The organism is Anaerobacillus sp. ABR4_321 (assembly GCF_056158505.1).
Genome location: NZ_JBSWTK010000001.1, coordinates 3,193,387 through 3,218,179, shown reverse-complemented (window position 1 = coordinate 3,218,179; position 24,793 = coordinate 3,193,387). Strand labels below are relative to the sequence as shown.

At 40.3% G+C, this 24,793-nt stretch carries 31 protein-coding genes; 19 read left to right on the top strand and 12 right to left on the bottom strand.

The genetic code is table 11. The features are described from left to right. Positions 1 to 16 precede the first annotated feature (16 nt). Positions 17 to 856, bottom strand: a complete 840-nt coding sequence (locus ACXADT_RS16760) for a superoxide dismutase (RefSeq protein ID WP_270181534.1) — start codon at positions 854 to 856, stop codon at positions 17 to 19. A gap of 134 nt (positions 857 to 990) precedes the next feature. On the opposite strand from ACXADT_RS16760, the gene ACXADT_RS16755 reads away from it, so the two are divergent. Beyond that, entirely contained in the window at positions 991 to 3,783 is a 2,793-nt protein-coding gene (locus ACXADT_RS16755; protein WP_474831977.1) for a transglycosylase domain-containing protein, read from the top strand. 73 nt (positions 3,784 to 3,856) lie between these two features. Here ACXADT_RS16755 and ACXADT_RS16750 read toward each other — a convergent pair whose 3' ends face one another. The 6 genes from ACXADT_RS16750 to ACXADT_RS16725 all read right to left on the bottom strand — a co-directional run bounded on the left by ACXADT_RS16750 (position 3,857) and on the right by ACXADT_RS16725 (position 5,827). Continuing rightward, positions 3,857 to 4,072, bottom strand: a complete 216-nt coding sequence (locus tag ACXADT_RS16750) for a spore germination protein GerPB (protein WP_474812496.1) — start codon at positions 4,070 to 4,072, stop codon at positions 3,857 to 3,859. 14 nt (positions 4,073 to 4,086) lie between these two features. Next, positions 4,087 to 4,302, bottom strand: coding sequence for a spore germination protein (locus ACXADT_RS16745; RefSeq protein ID WP_270181537.1), 216 nt, complete (start codon positions 4,300 to 4,302; stop codon positions 4,087 to 4,089). 43 nt (positions 4,303 to 4,345) lie between these two features. Next, entirely contained in the window at positions 4,346 to 4,753 is a 408-nt protein-coding gene (locus ACXADT_RS16740; RefSeq protein ID WP_474812493.1) for a spore germination protein GerPE, read from the bottom strand. Then, the gene (locus ACXADT_RS16735; RefSeq protein ID WP_224881323.1) at positions 4,750 to 4,926 is read right to left on the bottom strand and encodes a spore gernimation protein GerPD; all 177 of its coding nucleotides are present in this window, start codon (positions 4,924 to 4,926) and stop codon (positions 4,750 to 4,752) included. Before ACXADT_RS16735 ends, ACXADT_RS16740 begins: the two co-directional genes overlap by 4 nt. After that, positions 4,923 to 5,534: a spore germination protein GerPC gene (gene gerPC, locus ACXADT_RS16730; RefSeq protein WP_474831975.1), complete on the bottom strand. Its 612-nt coding sequence runs from the start codon at positions 5,532 to 5,534 to the stop codon at positions 4,923 to 4,925. The genes ACXADT_RS16735 and gerPC overlap by 4 nt, the downstream gene beginning before the upstream one ends. 71 nt (positions 5,535 to 5,605) lie before the next feature. Continuing rightward, positions 5,606 to 5,827 (bottom strand): spore germination protein, encoded by a 222-nt coding sequence (locus ACXADT_RS16725; RefSeq protein ID WP_270181540.1) that lies wholly within the window; start codon positions 5,825 to 5,827, stop codon positions 5,606 to 5,608. Between the two features lie 204 nt (positions 5,828 to 6,031). Here ACXADT_RS16725 and ACXADT_RS16720 point away from each other — a divergent pair, with 204 nt between their 5' ends. The 9 genes from ACXADT_RS16720 (at position 6,032) to ACXADT_RS16680 (ending at position 12,418) form a co-directional block, all read left to right on the top strand. Next, the gene (locus tag ACXADT_RS16720; RefSeq protein WP_270181541.1) at positions 6,032 to 6,691 is read left to right on the top strand and encodes a DUF4397 domain-containing protein; all 660 of its coding nucleotides are present in this window, start codon (positions 6,032 to 6,034) and stop codon (positions 6,689 to 6,691) included. A gap of 58 nt (positions 6,692 to 6,749) precedes the next feature. After that, positions 6,750 to 7,001: a hypothetical protein gene (locus tag ACXADT_RS16715; RefSeq protein ID WP_474812487.1), complete on the top strand. Its 252-nt coding sequence runs from the start codon at positions 6,750 to 6,752 to the stop codon at positions 6,999 to 7,001. Between the two features lie 48 nt (positions 7,002 to 7,049). Continuing rightward, a complete protein-coding gene (locus tag ACXADT_RS16710; protein ID WP_474831973.1) occupies positions 7,050 to 7,256 on the top strand; it encodes a DUF2188 domain-containing protein in 207 nt (68 codons plus the stop codon). Positions 7,257 to 7,345: 89 nt separating this feature from the next. Further along, a complete protein-coding gene (locus tag ACXADT_RS16705; RefSeq protein ID WP_270181544.1) occupies positions 7,346 to 7,828 on the top strand; it encodes a ribonuclease H-like YkuK family protein in 483 nt (160 codons plus the stop codon). Positions 7,829 to 7,947: 119 nt separating this feature from the next. After that, positions 7,948 to 8,967, top strand: coding sequence for a GTP 3',8-cyclase MoaA (moaA, locus tag ACXADT_RS16700; protein ID WP_474831972.1), 1,020 nt, complete (start codon positions 7,948 to 7,950; stop codon positions 8,965 to 8,967). Positions 8,968 to 8,972: 5 nt separating this feature from the next. Continuing rightward, positions 8,973 to 9,761, top strand: a complete 789-nt coding sequence (fdhD, locus tag ACXADT_RS16695) for a formate dehydrogenase accessory sulfurtransferase FdhD (RefSeq protein ID WP_474831970.1) — start codon at positions 8,973 to 8,975, stop codon at positions 9,759 to 9,761. 90 nt (positions 9,762 to 9,851) lie between these two features. Further along, a complete protein-coding gene (locus tag ACXADT_RS16690; RefSeq protein WP_270181547.1) occupies positions 9,852 to 10,124 on the top strand; it encodes a hypothetical protein in 273 nt (90 codons plus the stop codon). 132 nt (positions 10,125 to 10,256) lie between these two features. Next, positions 10,257 to 12,095, top strand: coding sequence for an LTA synthase family protein (locus tag ACXADT_RS16685; protein ID WP_474831969.1), 1,839 nt, complete (start codon positions 10,257 to 10,259; stop codon positions 12,093 to 12,095). A 68-nt stretch (positions 12,096 to 12,163) separates the two neighbouring features. After that, a complete protein-coding gene (locus ACXADT_RS16680) occupies positions 12,164 to 12,418 on the top strand; it encodes a hypothetical protein (RefSeq protein ID WP_270181549.1) in 255 nt (84 codons plus the stop codon). A 376-nt stretch (positions 12,419 to 12,794) separates the two neighbouring features. Here ACXADT_RS16680 and fosB read toward each other — a convergent pair whose 3' ends face one another. From fosB to ACXADT_RS16660, 4 genes are all read right to left on the bottom strand, one after another. Continuing rightward, positions 12,795 to 13,217 (bottom strand): metallothiol transferase FosB, encoded by a 423-nt coding sequence (fosB, locus tag ACXADT_RS16675; RefSeq protein WP_270182345.1) that lies wholly within the window; start codon positions 13,215 to 13,217, stop codon positions 12,795 to 12,797. A gap of 56 nt (positions 13,218 to 13,273) precedes the next feature. After that, positions 13,274 to 14,047, bottom strand: a complete 774-nt coding sequence (locus tag ACXADT_RS16670) for a carbon-nitrogen hydrolase family protein (RefSeq protein ID WP_270182346.1) — start codon at positions 14,045 to 14,047, stop codon at positions 13,274 to 13,276. Positions 14,048 to 14,132: 85 nt separating this feature from the next. After that, complete coding sequence (locus ACXADT_RS16665) at positions 14,133 to 15,353, bottom strand: MFS transporter (protein ID WP_270182347.1); 1,221 nt, start codon at positions 15,351 to 15,353, stop codon at positions 14,133 to 14,135. Between the two features lie 351 nt (positions 15,354 to 15,704). Next, positions 15,705 to 16,142, bottom strand: a complete 438-nt coding sequence (locus ACXADT_RS16660) for a hypothetical protein (protein ID WP_474831967.1) — start codon at positions 16,140 to 16,142, stop codon at positions 15,705 to 15,707. Between the two features lie 403 nt (positions 16,143 to 16,545). On the opposite strand from ACXADT_RS16660, the gene ACXADT_RS16655 reads away from it, so the two are divergent. From ACXADT_RS16655 to ACXADT_RS16615, 9 genes are all read left to right on the top strand, one after another. Further along, positions 16,546 to 17,391 carry a transporter substrate-binding domain-containing protein gene (locus ACXADT_RS16655; RefSeq protein WP_442865160.1) on the top strand — a complete coding sequence of 282 codons (846 nt, stop codon included), beginning with the start codon at positions 16,546 to 16,548 and terminating at the stop codon, positions 17,389 to 17,391. 16 nt (positions 17,392 to 17,407) lie between these two features. Beyond that, positions 17,408 to 18,085 (top strand): amino acid ABC transporter permease, encoded by a 678-nt coding sequence (locus ACXADT_RS16650; RefSeq protein ID WP_270181550.1) that lies wholly within the window; start codon positions 17,408 to 17,410, stop codon positions 18,083 to 18,085. 142 nt (positions 18,086 to 18,227) lie between these two features. Next, positions 18,228 to 18,953: a SurA N-terminal domain-containing protein gene (locus tag ACXADT_RS16645; RefSeq protein ID WP_270181551.1), complete on the top strand. Its 726-nt coding sequence runs from the start codon at positions 18,228 to 18,230 to the stop codon at positions 18,951 to 18,953. A 46-nt stretch (positions 18,954 to 18,999) separates the two neighbouring features. Beyond that, positions 19,000 to 19,632, top strand: a complete 633-nt coding sequence (locus tag ACXADT_RS16640; protein WP_474812481.1) for an HD domain-containing protein — start codon at positions 19,000 to 19,002, stop codon at positions 19,630 to 19,632. A gap of 63 nt (positions 19,633 to 19,695) precedes the next feature. After that, complete coding sequence (locus ACXADT_RS16635; RefSeq protein ID WP_270182040.1) at positions 19,696 to 19,866, top strand: H-type small acid-soluble spore protein; 171 nt, start codon at positions 19,696 to 19,698, stop codon at positions 19,864 to 19,866. A 646-nt stretch (positions 19,867 to 20,512) separates the two neighbouring features. Beyond that, positions 20,513 to 20,662 (top strand): aspartyl-phosphate phosphatase Spo0E family protein, encoded by a 150-nt coding sequence (locus ACXADT_RS16630; protein WP_270181553.1) that lies wholly within the window; start codon positions 20,513 to 20,515, stop codon positions 20,660 to 20,662. Between the two features lie 69 nt (positions 20,663 to 20,731). Further along, positions 20,732 to 20,971 carry a hypothetical protein gene (locus tag ACXADT_RS16625; RefSeq protein WP_270181554.1) on the top strand — a complete coding sequence of 80 codons (240 nt, stop codon included), beginning with the start codon at positions 20,732 to 20,734 and terminating at the stop codon, positions 20,969 to 20,971. Between the two features lie 110 nt (positions 20,972 to 21,081). After that, positions 21,082 to 22,944, top strand: coding sequence for a PAS domain-containing sensor histidine kinase (locus tag ACXADT_RS16620; protein ID WP_474831965.1), 1,863 nt, complete (start codon positions 21,082 to 21,084; stop codon positions 22,942 to 22,944). A gap of 113 nt (positions 22,945 to 23,057) precedes the next feature. Then, complete coding sequence (locus ACXADT_RS16615) at positions 23,058 to 23,195, top strand: hypothetical protein (RefSeq protein ID WP_270181556.1); 138 nt, start codon at positions 23,058 to 23,060, stop codon at positions 23,193 to 23,195. 51 nt (positions 23,196 to 23,246) lie between these two features. Here the strand turns inward: ACXADT_RS16615 and ACXADT_RS16610 are convergent, their stop codons facing one another. Beyond that, the gene (locus ACXADT_RS16610; RefSeq protein WP_270182041.1) at positions 23,247 to 24,656 is read right to left on the bottom strand and encodes a SulP family inorganic anion transporter; all 1,410 of its coding nucleotides are present in this window, start codon (positions 24,654 to 24,656) and stop codon (positions 23,247 to 23,249) included. Positions 24,657 to 24,793: the final 137 nt, after the last annotated feature.

The window sequence follows — 24,793 nt, the reverse complement described above, 5'->3', positions numbered from 1 at the left end:
TCTTTGCTTCTTTTATTTAAAACGATTCCCATTTCACAAGTTGTGCTGTTTCAAGACGATGAGTTACCTCGAGCCAGTTTACAACATTCCACCAGTTATCAATATACTCTTTCCGATTATTCTCATACTGAAGGTAGTAGGCGTGCTCCCATACATCGAGAACAAGAAGAGGGATCACATCCCATTGACTCAGGTTCTGGTGCTTTTCTGCTTGGAGAATTTCTAATCGTCTCGAAACGGGTGACCATACGAGAATCGCCCACCCTGAACCTTCGACTTTATTTGCAGCGTTCGTAAACTGTTCTTTAAATTGCTTGAAGCTACCAAAACTCTTATTGATTTCATCAAGCAATACACCAGAAGGTTTTCCTCCGTGTGGCGTCATCACTTTCCAGAAGATCGTGTGTAGATAGTGCCCTGCACCGTTAAAAGCTAGCTCCCTCTCCCAGTGTTTGATGAGCTCGTATTTTCCTTTTTTTCTTGCCTTTTCGAGCTCAGTTTCTGCTTGGTTTAAGCCATCTACATAGCTCTGGTGATGTTTATCATGGTGAAGCTTCATAATACGTGCAGAGATATAAGGTTCTAATGCATCGTACGCATAAGGCAGAGGAGGCAGTGTATGACCACCGATCGGTACACTCTCACGGCGAATCGCTCTCCATTCGTTGTATAGCTCTGCGGCTCTTATATAAAGAGAATTGTTAGGAGATGGGTCCTGGAGCTCTACATGATATTCTAAATCCCTTAACCAATTTTCTGTTAACGGGATGAGTGATTCGTACCGCTCATTGTTCATAATCTTTTCATAAAAATGATTTCCCCATATCAATAGCTCATCAGGTGTGGAACTGTCCATATTTCATCCTCCTTTACTTGCCGTTATTACTATATGAAAGGGAATAGAACTTTTATCATCAAAATTTAATGTTTTTTACAAGTAGTATGTGGGTATTCCTCCTTATAGACTAAGACCTTTAAGGTGGGATTATAATGGGGAAAAGCACGAATAAGGGGACGAAGCAGCCTAGAAAACGTACTTTTTTAAGATACATAGCATTGAGCATGGTGTTTATCATGATATTTGTATTATCTTTTGGTGGCTATAATACGTATGCTTATATCAATGATGCACCTAAACTTGATGAGAAAGAGTTAAACCTTGCACAGTCTTCAACGATTTACGATCGAGATGGAAATAAGATAAAAGATCTTATCGGTAAGGAGCATAGAAAAACAGTAGCATTTGAAGACATTCCAGACCACGTCGTGAACGCGTTTATCGCAGTAGAAGATGTGAGGTTCTGGGATCATAGCGGCGTCGACGTGAAACGAATAGGCGGTGCGATTCTTGCGAATATCAAAGAAGGTTTCGGCGCAGAAGGCGCTAGTACGATCACACAGCAAGTCGTGAAGAACATGCTTCTTGAACCTGAGAAAACGATGAAGCGAAAAGTCCAAGAAGCTTATCTTGCAATTGAGTTAGAAGAAGAGTATTCGAAAGAAGAAATCTTCGAAATGTATGTGAACAAAATCTATTTTGGTAATGGAGCATACGGTGTCGCAACCGCAGCTGATACATACTTTGATAAGAATTTGGATGAATTAACGACTGGTGAAGTTGCTCTATTGGCCGGATTACCACAAAGACCTTCTGGATATGATCCATACAAACATGAAGATCTTGCTGAAGAGAGAAGAGGAACCGTCCTCTATCTGATGGAGAAACACGGTTTCATTAGTAAAGAGGAACGAAAAGAAGCAGAATCTGTAGCAGTATCTGACTTGATTGTCGAGAAGAAAGCACCTTCTACGACCAATGACGCGTTTATTGATCAAGTGATCGTAGATTTGAAGAAAGCAGGAATACCTGAGACAGCACTTTTTACAGGCGGCTTGGAGATCCATACGACACTCGATCAAAATGCACAGCAAGTTGTTGATGATGCCCTCACAACGGATAAGGCAGTAGCGTATCCAGATGAGAAGTTTAAAGCTGGTATTGCGTTGATCGATACACAAACAGGTAAGATCAGAGCTATAGGTGGAAATCGTAACTCTGAGAAGAAAGATGTTCAAAAAGGGTTCAACTATGCAACACAATTAGAGCGTCAGCCTGGATCGACGATTAAACCTATATTAGATTATGCTCCTGGTATTGAAAAACAAAAGTGGTCTACGAACAAACAGTTCGTGGATGAAGAGCTTGAACTAAATGGAAAAGAATTTAGCAATTGGAACGATGAGTACCATGGCAGTGTATCCATTAGGACTGCATTACAGTGGTCATATAATATCCCAGCCATCAAGGCATTCATGGAAGTCGGTGGGGAAGAAGCGAAAGCATTCGCTGAAAATCTAGGAATCTCGATCGACCATACTTATCCTTCATATGCGATTGGAGGGTTCAATAAAGGGATATCTCCATTAGAACTTGCTGGAGCATACGCATCCTTTGGCTCTGGAGGAGTTTTTCATGAACCTTATAGCGTAGAGAAAGTCGTGTATCCAAATGGGAAAGAGCTGAATCTAGCATCTGAGGGAAGCCGTGCCATGAGTGAAGGAACAGCTTACATGATCACAGATATGCTTCGCACCGTAGTAAAAGATGGGACGGGTATGCAAGCGAGCATTCCAGGTCTTGACGTAGCTGGAAAAACTGGTACGACGAACTTACCAGAAGAAATCAATGCTGAAGGAACTTCAGATTCGTGGTTCTCAGGTTATACGACTAATTTTACGGCAGCAGTATGGACGGGTTATGATCAAACAACGGCAGAAACGTTTATAAAAAAGAAGGATGACGACATCGCAAAATTGTTGTTTAAGCATGTGATGGCAACAGTATCGACCGATGTAGAAACAGCAGCTTTTGAGAAACCAGATTCTGTTGTAGAGTTAAAGATCGACAAGAATTCAGGCTTGCGAGCAAACTTAAAGACTCCTAGTTCAGAAACGATTACAGAACTATTCTTCAAGGGTGAGGAACCAGAAAAAGCAAAGCTGCCTGAACCAAAACCGAAAAAAGAAGAGAAAAAGAAACCAGCTCCTTCTAACAATAGCGATAAAAAGGAAGCAGAAAAAGACAAAGAAACGAATGAACCTGAAGAGTCCTCTGAAACAGATGAGAGTAATTCTTCTGAAGATGCAAACGAAGAGAACAGCGGTGAACAAGGTTCAGAAGAGACCGAAAGTGAAGAAGACACCGAGAGTTCTGAATCAGGAGATTCCGGAAGTGAAGAAGGATCAGGGTCAGGAGACTCTGGAGGTGAAGATGGCTCAGGAACAGGAGACTCCGGAGGTGAAGATGGCTCAGGAACAGGAGACTCCGGAGGTGAAGATGGCTCAGGAACAGGAGACTCCGGAGATGAAGATGGTTCAGGATCAGGAGACTCTGGAAGTGAAGAAGGTGATGGCTCAGGATCAGGAGACTCCGGAAGTGAAGAAGGTGATGGCTCAGGATCAGAAGACTCTGGAAGTGAAGAAGGTGCTGGCTCAGGATCAGGAGACTCCGGAAGTGAAGAAGGTGCTGGCTCAGGGTCAGGAGACTCCGGAAGTGAAGAAGGTGCTGGCTCAGGATCAGGAGACTCTGGAAGTGAAGAAGGTGCTGGCTCAGGGTCAGGAGACTCCGGAAGTGAAGAAGAAACTGATGACTCAGATTCAGGAAACACTCGAAATGAAGAGGGTTCAGCAGAACCGGGAAACGGAAGCTCTAAAACTGATGAAGAGGATGAAGAATCAAACGATGACTCAACTGAAAATACGAAGCAGTCTTCTAACGGCTAATGTTGAAAACCTCCAGATTACATCTGGAGGTTTAGTTGTTTTTCATATGTAAAATACCGCCACTTTGGCGGTATTAAGATGGAGGAGCTAACGGTACATATGGGCTGAATTCAGACTGAAACTGTTGAGATTCAAACTCTGGAGCTGGCTCTGTATACGCTCCAGTATTGTAAAGGTTAGAAAGTGGCTTGATGACACCTGCACTACCAATTTGAAGAACTGAAGAGTTTGAAATTCCTTCGACTCTAAGCTGATGAATGACGATGTTTTGGTTTACAAAGAAATTCAAGGCTCTTCAGCTCCCTAATTATTTGCGGTGATATCTTGGTCAGCGATGTCAGGATCAAATGAGTTCGTCATACTGAATCCGTTGTTTACAACATGAAAATCTCCAGTATTAAACCCTCCTGAACCTGCGTATGTTTTCGAAGTCGATTTAGGTGTTGTATTGAAGCTGTCCCCGAAGTTTACGACTCCCCCTGCGCTGTTGATTTTTACTGGACCTACAATAGAAGGCATGGATAAACATCCTTTGCAGTGATAGTTATACCGTATACTATGTCTAATCTAGGGATATGTTCGACTTATCCTCTTCAGGATCAGAGAAGAATTCACGAACGTTCTTTACTCTCGCTTCGCTTCGAATGAATTGCGTGGAACCTACGTGTAGAACAGAAGAAGCTGCAACACCGATAATATCTATTCCGCCTACTTTGATTACAGGGTTTTCTTGTATCGTTATTTGTTCCACACACTCCGTAATTACAGGGAGAGGAATCTCTTGAGAATAAATAGGAAATTCGGATAAATCCTTTGCTTCATCGCCTTTAAAGATGGGGTACTCTCTTTGCACGGCGTATACCTGCGATTCAGGAGTAACTTGATTGCTATCCCCAATCTGCACTGTTGCAGCAAGGTCTACTGACGCGACGCGAATCCAGTTAACGAGTGAAGCTCTAGAAGGGATCATGTCGTAATCGGCACAAATGGTCTTGTGACGATTAATGATTCGGGAGGTGTATCGAATATTGATGAGCATGCGACAGTTTGCGTATCTCCAATCAATACGACTGATGAGCTCGCTACGGCCATGATCGAAAGCTGACCTACTGAAAGTCCTCTATTTATGACGGTGTACTTCACTGTGGTTCCATCCCCTTCGGTAAGTTTTTAATGAAAGCTTCCATTCCCTTTACGACATCCCGCTTGATTTTTGTTACGATTTCTTCCGTCACTTCTTCATTCGTTGCTGAAGAAGAACGAGTGCTCGAATCGTTCAAATAATGATTGATTCTTTGATCGAGCTGTTTTTGTATATCGTTTAATATAAAATGACGATAAGGATCGTCGAGAGGGTAATTATATTGTTTTTCCAATTCCATTAGTTGAGGCAACGCATCCCTCTGCATATAAGATTGGACGTTCTGTTGAATGGCTTGAATGGCTTCTGGTGAAGCTGCTGGAGCATTTGGTCCTTGTGGCTGACCATTGACCGTAAAGTCTTCTAACATTTCTCCATTTGCGCCTGGCGTCAGTCCGATGTTGAGGGTACCATCCAACCTTTCTATTTTAAGTTGGTCAAATTTATATTCAACTTTTTCAATATTTGTTTTAGGAGATTGCGCTTGCTCTTGCATTTTTAACTCGAGCCGCTTGATCTTTTTTTCAAGCTTGCTGATTCGATTGTCTTGTTGGGCAATAGTTTCTTGCATCCGTTGCAGTATCGCGTATAAGTTATCGTTTGGATACATAGACAATCCTCTCCCGTATAGGAATCTTACTTCAGTCTATGCTGTAACCGATAATAGGTGTTCGCCCTATTTTAGATATTTGCAACCACGTTCTGATCTGCAACATCGGAATCGTTTACTGTCGTTACGCTGTAGGAACTACTTACGTTAAGTCCGTTTCCTGTATTAAATGAACCTGCACCAGCAAATGTTTTCGCTGTGCTGATAGGAGATACGATAAACACGTCACCGACATGAAATACTCCGCTACTACCGATGCTGTTTACTTTGATTGCTCCAACTAATGCCGGCATGATTTCACATCCTTTTTCTAGCGTCTCTTGTTACTGTATGCGATAAAACGGGCTAATGTTCAGACAAGTGATTGGGCGGATCCATCCTCTTGTATTGAAGGGTCATCAGCATATTTAATAAAGATCGTTTCTTCTTTGAATATTTGACTTCCTTCTGATAAAAAATAGTCTCGTCAGATAATAGAAGAAAAAGGATGTGTTTGTATGAAGATGATCGCCTCATTACTCTTAACCGTATGTATGGTAATGGGATTAACCCAGATCACTCAAGCTGGCGAACAATCAAACGTAAGAGTGATTCATGCTTCTCCAGATGCGCCAGAGGTAGATGTCTATGTGGACGGGAAACCTGCTTTTGAAGGAGCGACGTTCCAAGCAGCAACGGACTATGCATCCGTAACACCTGGTGAAAGGAAAATACAAGTGTTTCCTTCATCTGCGGGAGGAAAAGGGGATGCAGTCCTCGAGAAAACATTAACGATCGGCAGCGGCAAAGACTATTCTGTTGTTGCTTTAGGAAAGCTTTCTGACCTTTCATTGCTTGTTTTAGAGGATGAGACAGCGACTTCAGAGAAAGCGGGTATCCGCGCTGTTCATGCTTCGCCAGACGCGCCGGCTGTCGATATCGCTGTAAAAGATGGAGATGCAATCATCAGCGATCTGTCGTTCGGTAAATCTTCCGACTACAAGACGGTTGACCCAGGGACGTATGATCTTGAGATTAGACCTGCAGGGAGTAGTCAATCCGTTTTAGATTTACCGAATATTCCTGTTGAAAGTGGGCAGAATTATACTGCGATAGCAGTAGGTTTCCTAGAAGATGAACCTAGTTTGAACGTTGTTCTTGTAAAAGACGGTAATTAACACACGACCGCAGCGATTCCGCTGCGGTTCTTTCTATCCAATATTAGGAGTGAATTGCATGCACACAAAGCAAACCGTTCGTTATATTTGCGAACAGTATCAAAGCGGAAATCACTATTATTATAAACAGGAGCTCATTACTCATGATTCCTGGCAAAATCCCTCTTCTATCCAATGGTCGGCAAGACGTCCGATCACGCGGAAAACCTTTCAAGCTAAAGAAAAAGAAGGGTATAAGACGCTCGTAATAAAAGTAGAGAAAGCGCCTGCAGAAATTCTCTTATTCACGAAGCGAAAGCAGAGCGTTTAAAAAAGGGCCGGAAGTGGTATTAACTTTTCAAAAAGGAGGTGGTTCTAATTGAAGACGATTTATCACGTTCAGAGCCATCGTGATGAGAAGTGGCAAGTGAAACGAGAAGGAGCTGAACAAGCTACCAAAACGTTTCCTACAAAAGAAGAGGCCTATCAGTTTGGAAGAGAGCTTTGTGATTCTAATAGACCCTCAGAGCTTATCATCCATAAGTTAGACGGTGAAATCGAGGATAAAAGCCTCTATAATGACTAGTAAATTTCGTTCGGGCGTACATATTTTTCAGCTTTTGAATAAATATAGTAGTACTAACTACTACTTTTAGATGAAAGAAGGGAACTGCGATGGATTTTATTAGTCCCTCAGCTGGAAGAGTGACGGTCGAACAAGTTACCGGATTAATCGAGTCATATACGAAAGAAGACCCTAAAGCGACTTATCGCATTGTTATAGGTACTGATTCTCAAACAACACGTAAAACGACGCAATTCGTAACTGCCTTGATCATCCACCGTGTAGGAAAAGGAGCAAGAATCTTCTACCGAAGAGAAAAACACAAACCCATTCATGAATTGCGACATCGTATCTATAAAGAAACTGAAATGAGTCTCGAGCTTATGGAATCGTTAAAGGAAGAAGGAATCGCTGAACTTTTAAAGAAATGGCCGATCGAAATTCATCTTGATGTAGGAAAACAAGGTGAAACGCGTAAGATCATCCAAGAGGTTGTTGGTTGGGTAACAGCAGTAGGGTACATTGCCCGTATTAAACCGTACTCATATGGAGCGAGCAGTGTTGCTGATCGTTATACGAAATCCATAAGTTAAACTGGCCATGCCAGTTTTTTTCTTTGGACAATCCTAATAAATTTGGGGTTATGGCTGGAAAAATATGCACGAACCCTTTAACATTAACCTTACTACCACATTGTGAAAGGAGTGAGGTTATGGCTCGTGAGCAAAAGGTTTATGATCGCTATCAGCGTCCGCTACGAGATTTACGAATCTCTGTAACCGATCGATGTAATTTTCGCTGTCGCTATTGTATGCCAGAGGAAACGTTTGGTCCAGATTACGAATTTTTACCAAAAGCAAGTTTATTGAGTTTTGAGGAAATCACAAGACTTGCGAAGGTATTTGTGGGAATGGGAGTCGAGAAGATCAGACTTACTGGAGGAGAACCCCTCCTTCGAAAAGACTTATCTGTTTTAGTACATATGCTTTCATCGATCGATGGAATAAAAGATATTGCTCTTACAACGAATGCATCTTTACTAAAGAAGCATGCTGTGAGCTTAAAAGAAGCGGGCTTAGATCGTGTCAACGTAAGCCTGGATGCGATTCATGATGAAACATTCGGGAAGATGAATGGAAGAGGAACGAAGATCAAGCCGGTCCTCGATGGGATACAGGCAGCAACGGATGCTGGCCTCAGAGTAAAGATTAATATGGTCGTACAAAAAGGTGTGAATGACCACGAGATCATCCCGATGGCAGCGTACTTTCGACACAGCGGACATGTCGTGAGGTTCATTGAGTATATGGATGTGGGAAATTCAAACGGGTGGAAATTTGACCATGTCGTAAGCAAAAAAGAGATCGTAGATGCTATTTCTGACCTGTACCCTTTGGAAGAGGTTGAACCTGCTTATTATGGAGAAGTTGCGAATCGTTTCACATACCTCGATGGAGCTGGTGAAATCGGTGTGATTTCTTCTGTAAGTGATTCATTTTGTGCGAATTGCACGCGTGCGAGATTATCAGCGGATGGAGCTCTTTATACCTGTTTATTTTCATCCAAGGGGACAAGTCTTCGAAATCCATTGCGAAACGGTGCGACTGACAGTCAGATGGCAGATCTTCTCCATTCCGTTTGGAAGGGACGAGACGACCGCTATTCTGATGAACGAACGGAAGAAGGAGTCGAAAAGCGAGAAAAGATCGAAATGTCCTTCATAGGTGGGTAAAAGAGATGAACAGTAGCAAGAGAAGAATCGTTAGCTATCAGGATGGAACGTTTGTTGAGAAAGAAGATACGATTGCGTTAGAAAAGCCGCTTACGATTAGAGTGAACGGTTTGGAGTTTGCAACGGTTGTGTGTACTCCTGATGATCTTGAGGAATTGGTCATTGGTTTTCTCGCTTCAGAAGGTGTTGTGACATCTCATAAAATGATTGAAGAAATGCTTTTCAACGATGGACAAGGAATAGTGAATGTGAAAGCTAAAACGAACGTTTCGCTTGAAACAAAGGCATATACAAAAAGAAAAATCAGTTCATGTTGCGGAAAGAGTCGACATTTTTATTTTGAAAGTGATTCGAAAACTGCTAGAACGATCATGAACGCGCCTACTTTGTCGGTTGAAGATTGTATAAAGTACATGAGCACGTTACAAGATGAATCTTCGACCTTTCATTCCACTGGTGGTGTTCATAATGCTGCTCTTTTTAACCGTGAAGAAATGATTGCGATTCGAACAGACATCGGTCGTCACAATGCGTTAGATAAAATATATGGATATATGCTTCAGAATGAGGTGCCACCGTCTCAATTAGCAGTAGCCTTCAGCGGACGGATTTCGTCAGAGGTCGTAATAAAACTATCCAAAATGGGAATCGGAGTTCTCTTATCTAAATCTGCACCTACAGATCTCGCTTTACGTCTTGCAGAAGATTTAGAGATCACAACAGTCGGATTTATAAGACGAGGCGGATTTAACGTTTATACGAGAGCCGACCGAATCAAGCTACGCTCAGAGTAAATTCTGAGCGTTTTTCTATCTGTTTCGCATGTTCTTGTGTGTATCGGCTCATACTACGATACATATAGAGTAATGAAAGGCGGATTGGTGATGGGTTGGACGATTGCTATGCTTCTTTGGGCATTTGGAATATTGTTCGTTGCAAGTCCAAGGGTATTGTTCCATAAACTTGAATTAAAGAAATCAGATACAGCCAATCATTCAAGAGCATCTAGAAACTCTGATCGAGGAGAAAGTATCCTGTTCTTTCTTGAGACGAAAGCACTCGATGCGATACCATGGTGGATCGTGACGCTCTTTTGTGTGTTTACTGGCTTAATCCTCATCGTACTTGGTGTGATCGCACTTGTTTTTTCATACTAAAACGAAACCTTCTCAGCAGATCATTCGTTTAACTAGTAATGTGAAAACAAGGGTAGCCGTTTGGTCTCCCTCTATTAGTGGTATTAATGTATAGAATAGAACGATACAGGGAGACGTAAGGGGTTGGAGTAGATGGAAGTAGAGAAAAGGAAAGAGCGAATATGGCAATTCTATTTTATATTAGTAGCACTGTTATTTGTGAAAACATATGTTGTCTACCGCTTTGAGTTTTCATTAACGATGACCGGGATTGGAGAAGAGCTGTTGTTGTTTATCAATTCACTAGGAGCAATTTCTTTGCTGCTTGGGATCGGCCTTTTTAAGAAACATTCAAAACCAGGGCTGATGTTAGCAGTTTATTTTTTGTTATCTGTGATTTTATATGCAAATGTGCTCTATTACCGGTTTTACATAGATTTTATAACGGTGCCTGTTCTTTTCCAGTTTGGTAACGTAGGTGGATTGAGTCAAAGTACGGTCGAACTGATCAACTGGTATGATCCTTTACTTGTCTTAGATTCGTTCGTATTGTTTTGGCTATTGAAAAAGTGGAAGATTCATGGGACTACCTTATCTAGCAAGCTAAAGAAGCGAACAGCTTATCTTGCATCGGGAATGTTTCTCGTGACAGCAGTGTTTGCGATTATGCTCCATCCATTACTATTTGAGAAATCCTACGACCGTGAGCTATTCGTGAAGTCGTTAGGAGCTTATACCTATCACGTGTACGACGTAGCTTTCCAATCGATCACATCTTTAAATAGCGTTTTCGCGGACGATACAGATATATCTGAAATACAGGACTTTGTAGATAAGAACAGTGGAGACCGGTCTTCTTTCTTCGGTGTTGCAGAAGATAAGAACATTATTCTTATTTCACTTGAGTCCACTCAAGCATTTATGATGGAAGAAGAAGTTGAGGGCAAAGAAGTTATGCCATTCTTGAACAGCTTAAAAGATGAGAGTTTTTACTTTCCGAATTTCTATCACCAGACTGCACAAGGAAAAACGTCAGATGCTGAATTTATGATCGATAATAGTTTGTACCCTCTTGCAGGAGGTTCGGTCTTCGTTAGGAAACCAGAAAACAACTTTCATTCTCTTCCGCTAGTATTGAAGGAGGAAGGGTATACGACGACATCATTCCATGGCAATGACCGCCAGTTTTGGAATCGTGAAGAAATGTATGAAACACTAGGTTATGATCGTTTTTATTCAAAGAAAGATTACGATGTTACAGATGAGAATTCAATCAACTATGGACTGAAGGATATCCCCTTCTTTGAACAGTCTATTCCTTATCTGAAAGAGCTTGAAGAACCTTTCTCAGCAAAATTTCTCACGCTCACAAATCATTTCCCATTCTTGCTAGAAGAAGAAGACACGTACATCCCATTACCAGAGACGAGCCAAAGCGTTGTGAATCGCTATTTTGCAACTGTTCGGTATGAGGATGAATCGATCAAAAAGTTCTTTGAAGACTTAAAAGCAGAAGGGCTTTATGAAGACTCAATCTTTGTTCTGTACGGGGATCATTACGGGTTATCTGAAACGTACAATAACGCGATCGGTGAATACCTCGGTAAAGAAATCGGTCCAGTAGAGCACATTCAGCTTCAAAAAGTACCGTTGATCATCCATATTCCAGGTCAAGAGGGAAAAGTATTTGACACCGTTGGAGGGCAGATCGACCTTAAGCCGACTATCCTTGAACTCCTGGGTGTTGAAGAGGAGAATGGCTTGAATTTTGGTAGAAGTCTCTTAGCACCTGATCGAAAAAACCTTGTGATCTTACGTGACGGAAGTTTTGTGACCCAGGATTATGTGTATACGAAGAACACATGCTACAACAAAGAAACGGGAGAGAAAACGAATCGAAACAAATGTGCAAGACACTTCGAACACGTACAAGATGAGCTAGATTATTCTGATCGCGTGATTTACGGCGATCTTCTCCGATTTATGAAGTAAGATGATGTAAAAAGGTTACCAATCGTGGTAACCTTTTTAATAGGACTAAAGGTAAGGAGTTTGAGTGTATGGATATTCAACGTTTGCAAATACTTGCTGAAGTAATTCGAGAATACAAAACAGCGATTCATATGGATCAAAGGAAGGATGAGATCGGTAGTGAAGTTCTTGAAATCATTATGAACTCACAAGATCTTGTACTATATGGTCATGTGAAGAGAGCGAAAGAGATCGACCGCTTTCCTGGTGAGGCGATCAAGCACCTTGACGAAGCTACCGCATATCTTCATGACAAGATCGATGAGCAAATGCGTCATCATTAGAGTTAAGCTAAGAAAGCACTTCCAGAAAACGTAAGTAGTTCAGTTTTGAAGTACAAAAAGTGAAAATGCATAGCTATATGAGTATCAAATTGCAGGTCAATTTGATACTCTTTTTTCATTGATGTGGTAAGGGATTTCATCATTTTCCTGTCAAAAATGTAATGGAAAACGCAGCGTAAATTAACACTGGACAATAATTATTGTTTGATTGTAATTTGGGGTGTTAAAATGGGTGTAATTTATCTCCAAAAACAAGGGGGGATTGTGGCAACAAGAAACAAGAATATAGAACAGGAGCTTGGAATATTCCAAGCTCCTGTTTGGTGACTTATTCAGTTAAAGCTCCCTTTAATTGAACACTCTAGTTCTACAATCCTCAATCATAGAATTCCATGTGTGTCTTTTCTTTTTTATAGTAGTCTAACCTCGACTCCAAAGTTCCTGTGTGAAATTCAAACTTATGACCATCAGGGTCAGTAAAATAGATTGATCTTCTATCTCGACTATCCCTTTTCCGACCTGACAGAATGTTTACATTTAACCGTCTTAACTCTTCATTTGTATGATCAAAATCATCTTCCTCAATCGAAAAGGCTATATGAGTGTAGGACTTTGATATGTCATTCCTACGTATATCCTTCTCTTCATTTAAAGCTAGCCAATATCCATTAAGATCAAAGTAGGCCGTCTTTCTTCCTTTTACAAGTAACTTAGCATTAAATACTTGCTTATAAAAATCTATAGATCGTTCCAAGTCAGATACAGAAAAGAGAAAGTGGTTAAGTCCTTTAATTTCCATGGCGTGCATCCTCCGCTCTGTCTCTAATTAATATTGGTTATCTTAATATGCATGGTTTAACTCGTCACAATATTAACAACGTCCCGACGAGTTTGGTTTACATACCAATTAGAATTCTCGTTTAAATCAATAGTAATTCTTTCAATGGATTCTACATCATCTTGGAGCTTCTTAATAATTTTCCCCTTAGGAGATACAATCATGGAGGAGCAGCCTTGCTCAGGGTGAGATATATTAGATGATACTACAAACCTTTGGTTCTCGGCAGCACGACTAATTAAATGCGCATTCCAAACAGATAGATTATCTGAATTGGTTACATTAGTTAAATAGAAAGTAATTTGTGAACCTTCTTGGGCCAAGGCTTTCCATTGCTCAGGAAACCTAATCTCCCGACATAGTTGTATTGAAGCAAGTATGCTTGAATCTCCTAGGTGTAACTCAAAACACGATAATTCACTACCTGGTTGCAACATACCCCTTTCTTGGTAGGCTAAATTTACTTTTTTATATGTATGCCTTTTTCTATGAGGTGCCATATAGATACCTGCGTTGTACCAACTTCCTCTTTCAAAAATACATGAGCCAAATAATAAATGTATATTTCTTTCATCAACAATGGATTGTAGCTGCTCGAATGACGACTCGATATGAAAAGCAACAGTAGAGTCCAGAAAACTCAAATTCTCGTCATATCCAGATAAGCAACCTTCGGGCATTACTACAATATCATTTTCTTTTGCATTGGATATTAATGCTATCATTCTTCCCAGATTCTCCGATACATTAAGAGTAGGAGAGAAATGAGTTAAAGCTATGGTTACTCTCACATTAATAACTCCTTTCAAATTTGCTCCCGATTGTTAAAGAAAAGACCACACCGTTGATTAGTGCAGTCTTCCCGTAGAGAAAATTTTATGCTTGATGATTATGTGCATACTTAGTTTTAAAATATTGTTTTGAAGCTAGAATATAAATAGCAGCGATCGCTAATAATGTTGCGGATAATAGAAATACCTGCTGTACACCAAAAAGATCCGCCATGCCACCTAGCAACAATGAGGACAGTCCAAACGTTAAAGAAGTCAAGGCTCCCTGTGCTCCATAAATTTTGGGCAATTCTTCGGTTGTCGCTTCATTCTGAAGGTAAGTTTCAATTGTAATCCCCTTAATCTGCTCTCCGATCCCATATAACACAGACAAAAGTAAGGCAATCCATGCAATATCATTAAAGCCGAAAAGAAAAGTTAATGCACTTGCACTGATTGAAGAATATAGCATTAACTGCTTCAAATTCTTTTCAATGACTGATGAGAAGGTGGTGCAAATCAAGCCACCAACAAGAAGACCAATAAAGAAGGTGGTATTAATATACCCCCACCATGCTTCACTTTTATGAAGAACTTGAGAAACGAAAACATAGATAATAGCAGCTATCCACACAACATTTGCTATCGATTCTATAAAGATCACAACATGAATTTTCCTAAATACAGGTGTCTCCCAAATCGTTTTCCAACCTTGCCTCAAAACCGCTCCTATAGGATCCTTTCCATTTCTAGAAGTAAATTCTGTTGGATCTTGAATCAGATGCATCATAGCACTAGATAGAGTAAATAAGATAACCGTTACCCATATGACGGTCTGACCTCCTATCCAGGAAACCAATACCCCTCCAAGTGCCCAACCACCTAGCTGATTCACATGATTAATAACAGAGAAAAAACTATTTGCTTTAACAATTTCCTTTTTCTCTACTAACCTTGGAAGCATTGCACGGCTAGCTGGTGCTGCCCATCCGTCTAGGAAGGCAATGATGAAAATAGAAAGCAGAATAATCAGCATTCCATCTTGAGAAAAAGTTGTGATGATGAACGCCAAAATAAACAGTACAACGGTTTTACTGCTTTGAGAACCGGATAAGAGTGTTTTTAACGGGTACCTATTAAATAATATGGGAGAGAGGTATCCGCTTATAAACCGTCCAATTGTATTAATAAATGGCAGCATAGCTAAATAGAATGCTGACTGTGAGGCTGCGAACATAATAGAGATTAATCCTACAATATAAAAAACATCGCCAAGATTAGCGAAGGCTTGTCCTATCCATAAATACCGAAAAGATGATAATTTCATTCTAACTACCCCTTTTTATCGTTTTTTGTTATCGATTAAAAAAGGGTGTATTTACATAAGGTGTTGAACCTCCTCGTTTACTACTATTTTAAGGGTCTTACTAAACATTCAGTACCATTAAATTAGATAATTTCTAGTAACTTCTCAATATTTTCGGGGTAGTGAAATGATCATTATCGGTCAGTTATCATAACTCATATGTAGATGATATATTGAGTAATTGTAACATAATGATAAAACGTTTTTTATTTATTCAGTAAATAAAGGCTATTACTTTCATACTATTGAATACAAAACAATGCAATTTATTTAGCAAACGCTCCCTATAATTGAATACTGAATCGAAGCATTTTATTCTTCATATACCTTTACAAATACAGAACCGTGTAACTGTTCGTCAACATAAGCATCCAATTTCCACATACCGCTTTTAGGTAGAGACATCATTGAAGGGGTATGGGCATCTGCACCATTGTGAGCTCCTCCTAATGGTAAACCTTCGATAACGGTAACCTGTTCATTAGATTTATTATGAGTAGCAGTAACTTTCAAATTTCCTTTTAAATTTCCTGGGTTACCCCATAGATGCCACATATACTTGTTTTCTCTGTCGGGATAAAATCGGGTCACTTCAGAATCATAAATAAATCCTAGTTTGTCTTCGACTCCAATCATTTTGTAGCTACCTGATTCAAAAATGCCGCTTTCCTCCCATTCCTCGTTAGCACAACCTGCAAAGATAACTAAACTCAGAACCAAAAGCAACGATTGAACGGAAATCTTATTCATCAATATCCCCCTTTAAATCCCGTATTTGACAACTAGAATTATACGAAACCCATTTTAGTTAAGTTTCTAAAGTTCCGTTAAACTGCTCTTTTACGGATCGATACTTCCACTTCATTTTACCATAATTCTTCCAATAAAACTGACATTTATGGTTGCAATTTTCCTTGTGAATTAGGGTGCAAATTAGTACACACTTTCATATGAAAAAAGCAGTTCATTTAAGGGTACAAATTGTGTTTTTGTACTCCAAAACTGAACTACTTACAGAAAACGGTCGTGCTTTTTATTTTGTGAAAAAAGCGAATACTTAGTATGTTGCAGGAAGTTGTACAATTTGTTGCATTTTGTCGTAAAAAAATGATATATTTTTAACTGTTTAGTATATTAAAGGGGGATTACTAGTATGTCTACGTACATAAAACGATTGGTACCTATGTTTGTTGTAGGACTACTCGTGTTAGCGATAAGTGCTTGTTCGAATGACGAACAAAGCGAAGAAACGACTTCAAAGTGGGATGAGATCAAGGAAGAGGGCAAACTTGTCGTTGCAACTTCAGGAACGCTTTACCCAACTTCGTATTATAAAGAAGGTTCTGATGAGATCACTGGGTATGAAGTAGAAGTTGTAAAGGAAATGGCAAAGCGCCTTGAGCTTGAAGTTGAATTTAAGGAAATGGGCTTCGATGGCATGCTGACAAGTCTAAAGTCAGGTCAAGTCGACCTTGCAGCGAATGACATTACAGATACGGAAGAACGTAAAGAAAAGTTTACTTTCTCTGAGCCTGTAAAATATTCTTATGGAACAGCGATCGTTCGTAAAGATGATCTGTCAGGCATCGAATCACTAGACGATCTTGAAGGGAAGATCGCTGCAGGCGCATCTACCACAGTTTATATGGAGATCGCTCGAGAGAATGGTGCTGAAGAGAAAATCTATTCAAATGCTACCAACGAACAATATTTACGAGACGTTTCTACAGGTCGTACGGATATCATTTTAAATGATTATTACCTTCAAACGCTCGCTTTAGCTGCATTTCCTGAACTAAATATCACGATTCACCCCGACATCAAGTATCTACCAAACAATCAAGCGATTGTGATGAATAAAGGAAATGACGAGCTTTTAGAAAAGGTTAATGAAACGATCAAGGAAATGAAAGAAGACGGTACGCTGAAAGAGATCTCTGCAGAGTTCTTCAACGGTGCAGATGTTTCAGTAGAGCCTGATGTTGATTTTGAGCAGTAGAAGGGTGTTGTAACAAATGGGGAATTTTCAACCTGAAAACCTATTTGATGCAGATCTTGCGATAAGATCGTTTCCCTATGTGATTCAAGGCCTAGGGTTAACCATGTTGATTTCGGTCGTCGGAATGATCGTCGGCCTGATCCTCGGCTTGTTTCTAGCTCTCGGTCGAATGTCGAAGGTCAAAATGTTACGGTGGCCAGCTCGGTTGTACATTTCGTTCATGAGGGGGACACCGATTCTAGTGTTTCTCTATATATTGTACTTTGGACTTCCGATGGCAGGAATTGAGTTTTCGGCCATAACAGCTGCGTTGATCGGATTCAGTTTGAACAGTGCAGCTTACATGGCTGAGATTCAGCGTTCTGCGCTTTCTTCGATTGAAAAAGGACAATGGGAAGCCTCAACAGCGCTCGGAATGTCCTACTGGCGAACGATGAAAGAGGTCATTCTACCTCAAGCAACCAGGATTGCGATCCCTCCATTATCGAACGTGATGCTAGATTTGATCAAGGCATCCTCTCTAGCGGCCGTTATTACAGTGCCAGAGCTGCTCCATCATGCTCAAAGAGTCGGAGGGCGCGAGTTTGATTTCATGACACTTTATATTTTGGTTGCCTTCATTTATTGGGGTGTTTGTGTCGCCGTGTCATTCATACAAGAATTGCTAGAGAAGCGGTATTATTATGTGAACTAAATCCCTGCATTAGCAGGGATTTTCTTTAGAGAAAAGTATCAAAAAATTACCAAAATACTCTTTTCTATGTCGTAAAAGTCATTGAATGTGTGATACCATTTACATAGGAAAATTGCCAAACGTGAAGGGAGAACGACACAGCATGAAAAAACAAATAAGTATGCTAGTCCTGTTAGCAGCCCTCTTACTAGCTGCTTGTTCAAACAATGAAGGGGACACGCAAGAGAAAGAAACTTCCGAGAATGATACGGTGTCTATGGAAGAAACGCAAAAACAACTCGAAGCAATGAAGGTTGAAGAAGATAAAATAGTTGCGACTGTTAACGGTGAAGAAATTAAAGGGAAAGACTACAATTCAATGTTGATGCAAACGCAACTACGCTATACGATGGAAGGAAAAGACCCTTCTGAAAGTGAAACTGCCGAGACGATTAAGAATGAAGTGATGGACAACCTGATCGGTCAGGAACTTCTATTGCAACAAGCTAAAGAAGAAGGCTATAAAGCATCTGATAAGGAAGTAGAAACAGAGCTTGAACAAGTGAAGTCACAGTTTCAAAGTGAAGAGCAGTTACAAGAAGCTTTGAAAAAGCAAGGGCTAACACTTGAACAGCTTGAAACTCAATATGAAAACATTGTTGTAGTTGATAAATATGTAGAAGAGAAAATTAACACGCCAGAAGTCACTGAAGAAGAAATGAAGGCATTTTACGATGAGCAGTTTACAAAGGACGCGGACAACCCGCCATCTTATGATGAAATGAAAGACCGAATCAAGAGCTACCTTGAAGAAACAAAGCTGCAAAAAGAAGTTCAAGAGCTTAGAGAAGAGCTGAAAGAAAAAGCAGAAATAGAAGAGATGATCTAGGTCAGCCAACAAGCTGACCTTTTTTTATGAAGCAGGAGGTAATGAAGTGGAGAATGTAATTATAGAAATTCGTGCGTATGTTCAACAAAAGCTTGAAAATGAAGGGAGCGGCCATGACTGGTCACATATCGATCGTGTAACAAAGTATGCAAAGACGATTGCTGAAGCAGAGGGTGCCGATGGATTCGTTTGTGAAGTGGCCGCACTCGTTCATGATCTTGTTGATGATAAGCTTGGTGATCCTGAAGAAGGGATACGAGAAGTCGAACATCTTTTAAAGAAAGTTAGCACTAAAGAAACAGATCATATCTTAAACATCATCTCCACCATCTCTTTTAAGGGAGGAGGGATGCCGCCAGTTGAGAGCCTTGAAGCAAAAGTTGTGCAGGATGCAGATCGGTTGGACGCTATCGGAGCGATCGGAATTGCACGAACGTTCGTGTACGCTGGATCCAAGGGGGATCAGATGTATGACCCGCACCTTCCACCTAGAGAAGCCATGTCGGTATCAAGTTATCGGAAAGGACGTTCTACAGCAATCAATCATTTTTATGAAAAGCTGTTAAAGCTAAAAGGCACGATGAACACGAAAAAAGGAAAAGAGCTAGCAGAAGAGCGCCACAAATTTATGGAGGCATTTCTTGATCAATTTTATAACGAGTGGGAAGGAAAAGGATGAATAATTGACTCTTACTAGTACAAACTGAAAACAAAAGACGAGAGGATGTTTTTAGTGGATGCAATGAGAGCCAAGCAAATATTAGCTTCAAAAGAAGAGATTCAAGTCCTTCATAACGGAAACCCAGTCTGGTTGACTAGCGTAAACGAGCAGAAGGAAACAGCGAGAATTCATGAAACAGATCGACCAGATCATGAGCATGATGTTTCGCTGTATCAGCTATTTGAACAGTAATCGAGAGCTTCTAGGATCTAGAGGATCAGTGTCTTGAACTCGTGTCACTTTGTTCCCTATACCGTAGGAGTTTGAATACCGCTTGCTTTCCTGCGGACGAGCGCCCGAGCCTCCTCCCGGACAAAGAACGTCCGGTCCGGGGTCTCTGACGCCCGTTCTTCCGCGGGAGTCAAGCGGTATTCACTCCTACTAGAATACAGTTAAATGAGATAAACTTTCCGAACGATTACCCTACCAAACCTTACTTGCCGTCATTTCAAGTTGATGTTTCTCTTAATACAACGCGTATTTGAGAAATCTCATTATCGGTAGATAGCTAATAAAGTTTTCTCGGCACTCTAAAGAACCAACACACCTGGTTCTTTTTTTATGATCAGGAAGGTATTCATAATATAGTAAGATTGATGTGTTTTGTTCATATAAAGCAATTCTATACTTCAAAATGCATGGTTTCCTGTTTTTTGGGGAATAAGACAAATAAGTAATTTAAATGACTTTCTTATAACATTCTTGATAAATAGGTTGCGGCGAAGCTTGTCTAATTTATGCACTATATGCAAAGTAATTAGAAGTTTAGTCGAATGCGTTTTGATTCCACTCAGTATTGGGCATAATGGTTATGTGTTCGATTGAGGAGGAATGCAGAATGTATGAGTATGAAGCAATCATCGAGAAAAAACGAAAAGAAATGTTCGATATAGCTGGACGGTATGGATTTGCTTCTGAAAAAACGATTCGCTGCAGTCAGGAGTTAGACCGGTTGTTAAATGCTCTTATGCAACGCCGGACTACGTAATAAGCGGGTTAGAGAAATTAGAGGTAAATATTTTTCTTCCTGTGTGGGTTAATTAAGGAGGAAATCATCATGAAAATTGACCTTAAAGCAATTCTAAACGAAGAGTTGTTTGATTGGATACAAGAACACCCTAAGCGAAATCAATTAATAGAATCGATCGAAGGCAGTATCTTTCAATCCATCGTACAATTTCGAGAATGCAATGATATTAATTATAATGGGAACGATGATTGGACGTTGTATGCTCTTCGAAATGAACAAATGTGGAAAGACGAAGTTGATCCACTTAACGAATGCAAAAGCCGTTAATTAGACACGGCTTTTTTTGTTGGATTTTTTTAAGAAAAGCAGGATAAAAACCTAATCTTGTAGAAAAGTGTAGGAAGATAATGATTTTACCATAAATTGGGGAGGAAATAATGGTCAAACAGTCAGAGAATATTCTCATAGAAAAACACCAGCTTCATGAGCTACATCGAGAATACGAGAAGTATCTGTCTCTCTTTACCCATTATCCTGGTATGATCTATTCTCTAAACCTCGATGGACTCGTCAAAAATATGAATAAGTTTGGTGAACAGTTTGCTCACAAAAGTGGTGAAACTGTTATTAACAAACATTATACAGAATTTATTATTCATCAAGATCGAGAGGAAGTCGACAAAGCATTTAGAGATACGCTAGCAGGACAGATCACTCAAATTCAAACGACCCTCTTACACGAAGTAAGAGTTACAGTAGATGTGGAGATCATTACGATTCCAGTCTACATAGATAATAAAATTGATGGTGCATTTAGTATCGTACGAGATATTACGTCAGAAAGAGAGACAGCCGTAGCTCTAAGAGAAAGCCAGGAGAAATACAGACTTATTGCTGAACATACTTCAGAGCTCATAAGTTTAGTGAATGTTGAGAGTGATCGTGTGATCTACGCATCTCCCTCCCACGAAACAATTCTTGGTCATCCACCACATTATTACCTGGGTGAATCCATCGAACTCGATGTGTATCCTGATGACCAGAGAAGTATCGTTGATTTATTAAAGGATGATCCACTTGATCACTCACCAGCTGTTGTGGAATTTCGAAGAAAACATGCCGATGGATCGTGGCTATGTCTTGAGGATCGAGCAACCCTTATACCTGCAGGAGTGGACAGTGAGCGAACACTCGTTGTCGTAACAAGAGATATTACAGAGAAAAAAGAAGCGGAGCGAGAATTAAAGCAGACCCTTAAACAGCTGAAGGATATGAAGTATGCGTTAGATGAAAGTGCGCTCGTATCGATTACAGATAAGCAAGGAAGAATTTCATCTGTCAATAACCGGTTTTGTAAAACCTCTGGCTATTCAAAAGAGGAACTGATGGGTAAAGAACATAAGATATTAGATTCAGGGTATCATCCCCCTGCTTTTTTCCATGAGATGGAGAAGAAGATCGCCAATGGAGAAGTTTGGAAAGGTGAAATAAACAATCAAAAGAAAGATGGAGAAATCTTTTGGGTTGATACGACAGTGGTCCCTTTTCTAGATGATAAAGGAGAACCCTATCAATATGTTTATATTCGAAAAGACATAACGAATCGAAAACAAACCGAAGAATTCCTAAGAACTTCTGATAAACTCTCGGTCATTGGTGAACTTGCGGCTGGAGTCGCTCATGAAATCAGAAATCCACTCACATCATTGAAGGGGTTTACACAAATTCTTAAGTCAAGGCTTTCTGATGAAAGTGATCAAGAATTTATTAAGATCATGATGTCTGAGCTCGATCGAATCAACATGATCGTAAACGAATTTATGGTATTGGCAAGGCCTCAAGCCGTTTCTTTTGAAAAAGCAAACATTCTCGATCTTATTGAGAATGTGCTGACATTAATTGAAACACAGGCGATCTTAAACAATGTACAAATCTACACACGCCTTATTAATACAGCCCCATCCATTACATGCAGTGAAAATCAAATCAAGCAAGTCTTGATCAATGTGATGAAAAATGCGATAGAAGCCATGCCAGACGGTGGGGAAATCGTTGTATCCGTTTATGTGGACTCTAAAGATATTATGATTGAAGTGAAAGATAACGGCACAGGCATACCAGATCATCAATTACCTCATGTAGGCGAACCGTTCTACACAACCAAGAAAAAAGGGAATGGACTTGGACTCATGATCTGTAGAAGAATTATTCAAAACCATCAAGGTGAGCTTACGTTTGAAAGTGAAGAAGGGATCGGAACAACCGTCTGCATCAAACTACCAATAGAGCTGCACAAATAAGCGTCCATGCGGGCGCTTATTTATATGAGAAGAATTCTTTACAAACATAAAGTAAGCGCTTACAATATAAGAAAGATATTTTCTGAATAGTTAAATAAAAGGATGTGTTGAGAGTGAGAAGCGAGACGAAATACCGACTCCTTGCCTTTGAAAAGTTCAACGCTGAGAATTGGAAAGAAGACAATCGCCTTTTTAATTATTCAATCGCAACTCTTGCAGTACTGATTTATGGCATCACATACTTATTGTAGAAATTGTATATAAAAAAGGCACTTCCTCAAAAAGGGGAAGTGCCTTTCCATTTAAGACGCAACTTTATCTGAATTATTATCGGATAGTTTGTTCATCAATGTTGTACTTGCTTCATTCAAGCCAACGAACTTAACAGAAATGCCGTTTTGAACAAATTTTGCATGAATCTTATCGATCGCACCAACTGCTGAATCATCCCAGAGGTGAGCATCTGATAGTGAGATCTCAACACGGTCGATGTTTTCTTTATAGTCAAATGCTTTCACGAGATCAGTGACCGAAGCGAAGAAGATTTGACCAGAAACTTCATAGATTCTGCGATTATTCGCATCATCAAGTGTGCTGTTAACATGAATCTTAGAGATTTTTGCAGCAAAGAAAATAGCGCTCAAGAGGATTCCAGCAAGTACGCCGTTTGCAAGGTTGTGCGTGAATAATACGGTTAATACCGTCACGACCATTACCGCTGCATCTGTTTTTGGCAGGCGGTGTAAGTTTGTAAGTGATGACCAGTCAAACGTTCCGACTGATACCATGATCATAACCCCAACAAGAGCCGCTAGTGGAATCTGACTCACGATATCTCCCATCACAAGGATCAAGAACATTAAGAACGAACCGGCAACTAGTGCAGAAAGACGGCCTTTACCACCAGACTTAACGTTGATGACAGATTGTCCAATCATTGCGCAACCAGCCATACCGCCAAAGAAACCTGTTACGATGTTTGCAACACCTTGCCCTTTTGCTTCACGGTTCTTGTTACTATCTGTATCCGTCATATCATCAACGATCGATGCTGTTAGGAACGACTCGAGAAGTCCTACAAGAGCAAGCGCTAATGAGTAAGGGAAGATGATCATTAGTGTTTCAAGGTTAAATGGAACAGAAGGGATAAAGAATGCTGGGAGTGCTTGGGTAAGCTCACCCATGTCTCCAACTGTACGTACTCCGCTTCCTGACATAATTGCGATGATCGTAATCACAATTATGGCAATGAGTGGGGAAGGGACAGCTTTTGTAAACCTTGGTAAAAGGTAAATGATTGCAAGAGCTCCAGCGACCATGAGATACATCGGCCAAGATTCTCCAACGAAATGTGGCAGCTGTGAGCTAAAGATCAGGATAGCCAGGGCATTTACAAAGCCTACCATAACCGAACGAGGAATGAACTTCATAAATTTACCGACTTTCAAGACTCCCATAGCAATCTGCAAGATACCAGTTAAGATCGTTGCTGCAAATAAATACTGCAGTCCGTGATCGGCGACAAGAGTAACCATCAATACAGCCATTGCACCTGTTGCTGCAGAGATCATTCCAGGTCTTCCACCAGTAAACGAAATGACGACGGCGATAGAGAATGAGGCGTACAATCCAACCATTGGATCGACTCCTGCCATTATAGAGAAAGCAATGGCTTCCGGGATAAGAGCAAGCGCTACGACTAGGCCTGCCATCACGTCACCACGGACGTTCCCAAACCATTCACTTTTTAATTGTTGAATTGACAAATAATACACTTCCTTTTTCTGCGTATTCCTTTCCTCCCCGGAAAGGTGAACCGGACAAAACAAGGTGAATTATACGCAGGAAA

Coding starts and splice junctions, on each gene's coding strand:
- ACXADT_RS16620 (WP_474831965.1), top strand. CDS start 21,082: ATGGTCAAACAGTCAGAGAATATTCTCATAGAAAAACACCAGCTTCAT.
- ACXADT_RS16665 (WP_270182347.1), bottom strand. CDS start 15,353: ATGAAATTATCATCTTTTCGGTATTTATGGATAGGACAAGCCTTCGCT.
- moaA (WP_474831972.1), top strand. CDS start 7,948: ATGGCTCGTGAGCAAAAGGTTTATGATCGCTATCAGCGTCCGCTACGA.
- fdhD (WP_474831970.1), top strand. CDS start 8,973: ATGAACAGTAGCAAGAGAAGAATCGTTAGCTATCAGGATGGAACGTTT.
- ACXADT_RS16740 (WP_474812493.1), bottom strand. CDS start 4,753: ATGATCCCTTCTAGAGCTTCACTCGTTAACTGGATTCGCGTCGCGTCA.
- ACXADT_RS16650 (WP_270181550.1), top strand. CDS start 17,408: ATGGGGAATTTTCAACCTGAAAACCTATTTGATGCAGATCTTGCGATA.
- ACXADT_RS16655 (WP_442865160.1), top strand. CDS start 16,546: ATGTCTACGTACATAAAACGATTGGTACCTATGTTTGTTGTAGGACTA.
- ACXADT_RS16760 (WP_270181534.1), bottom strand. CDS start 856: ATGGACAGTTCCACACCTGATGAGCTATTGATATGGGGAAATCATTTT.
- ACXADT_RS16715 (WP_474812487.1), top strand. CDS start 6,750: ATGCACACAAAGCAAACCGTTCGTTATATTTGCGAACAGTATCAAAGC.
- ACXADT_RS16690 (WP_270181547.1), top strand. CDS start 9,852: ATGGGTTGGACGATTGCTATGCTTCTTTGGGCATTTGGAATATTGTTC.
- ACXADT_RS16755 (WP_474831977.1), top strand. CDS start 991: ATGGGGAAAAGCACGAATAAGGGGACGAAGCAGCCTAGAAAACGTACT.
- ACXADT_RS16725 (WP_270181540.1), bottom strand. CDS start 5,827: ATGCCGGCATTAGTTGGAGCAATCAAAGTAAACAGCATCGGTAGTAGC.
- gerPC (WP_474831975.1), bottom strand. CDS start 5,534: ATGTATCCAAACGATAACTTATACGCGATACTGCAACGGATGCAAGAA.
- ACXADT_RS16630 (WP_270181553.1), top strand. CDS start 20,513: ATGTATGAGTATGAAGCAATCATCGAGAAAAAACGAAAAGAAATGTTC.
- ACXADT_RS16645 (WP_270181551.1), top strand. CDS start 18,228: ATGAAAAAACAAATAAGTATGCTAGTCCTGTTAGCAGCCCTCTTACTA.
- fosB (WP_270182345.1), bottom strand. CDS start 13,217: ATGGAAATTAAAGGACTTAACCACTTTCTCTTTTCTGTATCTGACTTG.
- ACXADT_RS16635 (WP_270182040.1), top strand. CDS start 19,696: ATGAGAGCCAAGCAAATATTAGCTTCAAAAGAAGAGATTCAAGTCCTT.
- ACXADT_RS16685 (WP_474831969.1), top strand. CDS start 10,257: ATGGAAGTAGAGAAAAGGAAAGAGCGAATATGGCAATTCTATTTTATA.
- ACXADT_RS16705 (WP_270181544.1), top strand. CDS start 7,346: ATGGATTTTATTAGTCCCTCAGCTGGAAGAGTGACGGTCGAACAAGTT.
- ACXADT_RS16660 (WP_474831967.1), bottom strand. CDS start 16,142: ATGAATAAGATTTCCGTTCAATCGTTGCTTTTGGTTCTGAGTTTAGTT.
- ACXADT_RS16680 (WP_270181549.1), top strand. CDS start 12,164: ATGGATATTCAACGTTTGCAAATACTTGCTGAAGTAATTCGAGAATAC.
- ACXADT_RS16745 (WP_270181537.1), bottom strand. CDS start 4,302: ATGCCTTCTATTGTAGGTCCAGTAAAAATCAACAGCGCAGGGGGAGTC.
- ACXADT_RS16625 (WP_270181554.1), top strand. CDS start 20,732: ATGAAAATTGACCTTAAAGCAATTCTAAACGAAGAGTTGTTTGATTGG.
- ACXADT_RS16610 (WP_270182041.1), bottom strand. CDS start 24,656: ATGGCAGGCCTAGTCGTAGCGCTTGCTCTTATCCCGGAAGCCATTGCT.
- ACXADT_RS16720 (WP_270181541.1), top strand. CDS start 6,032: ATGAAGATGATCGCCTCATTACTCTTAACCGTATGTATGGTAATGGGA.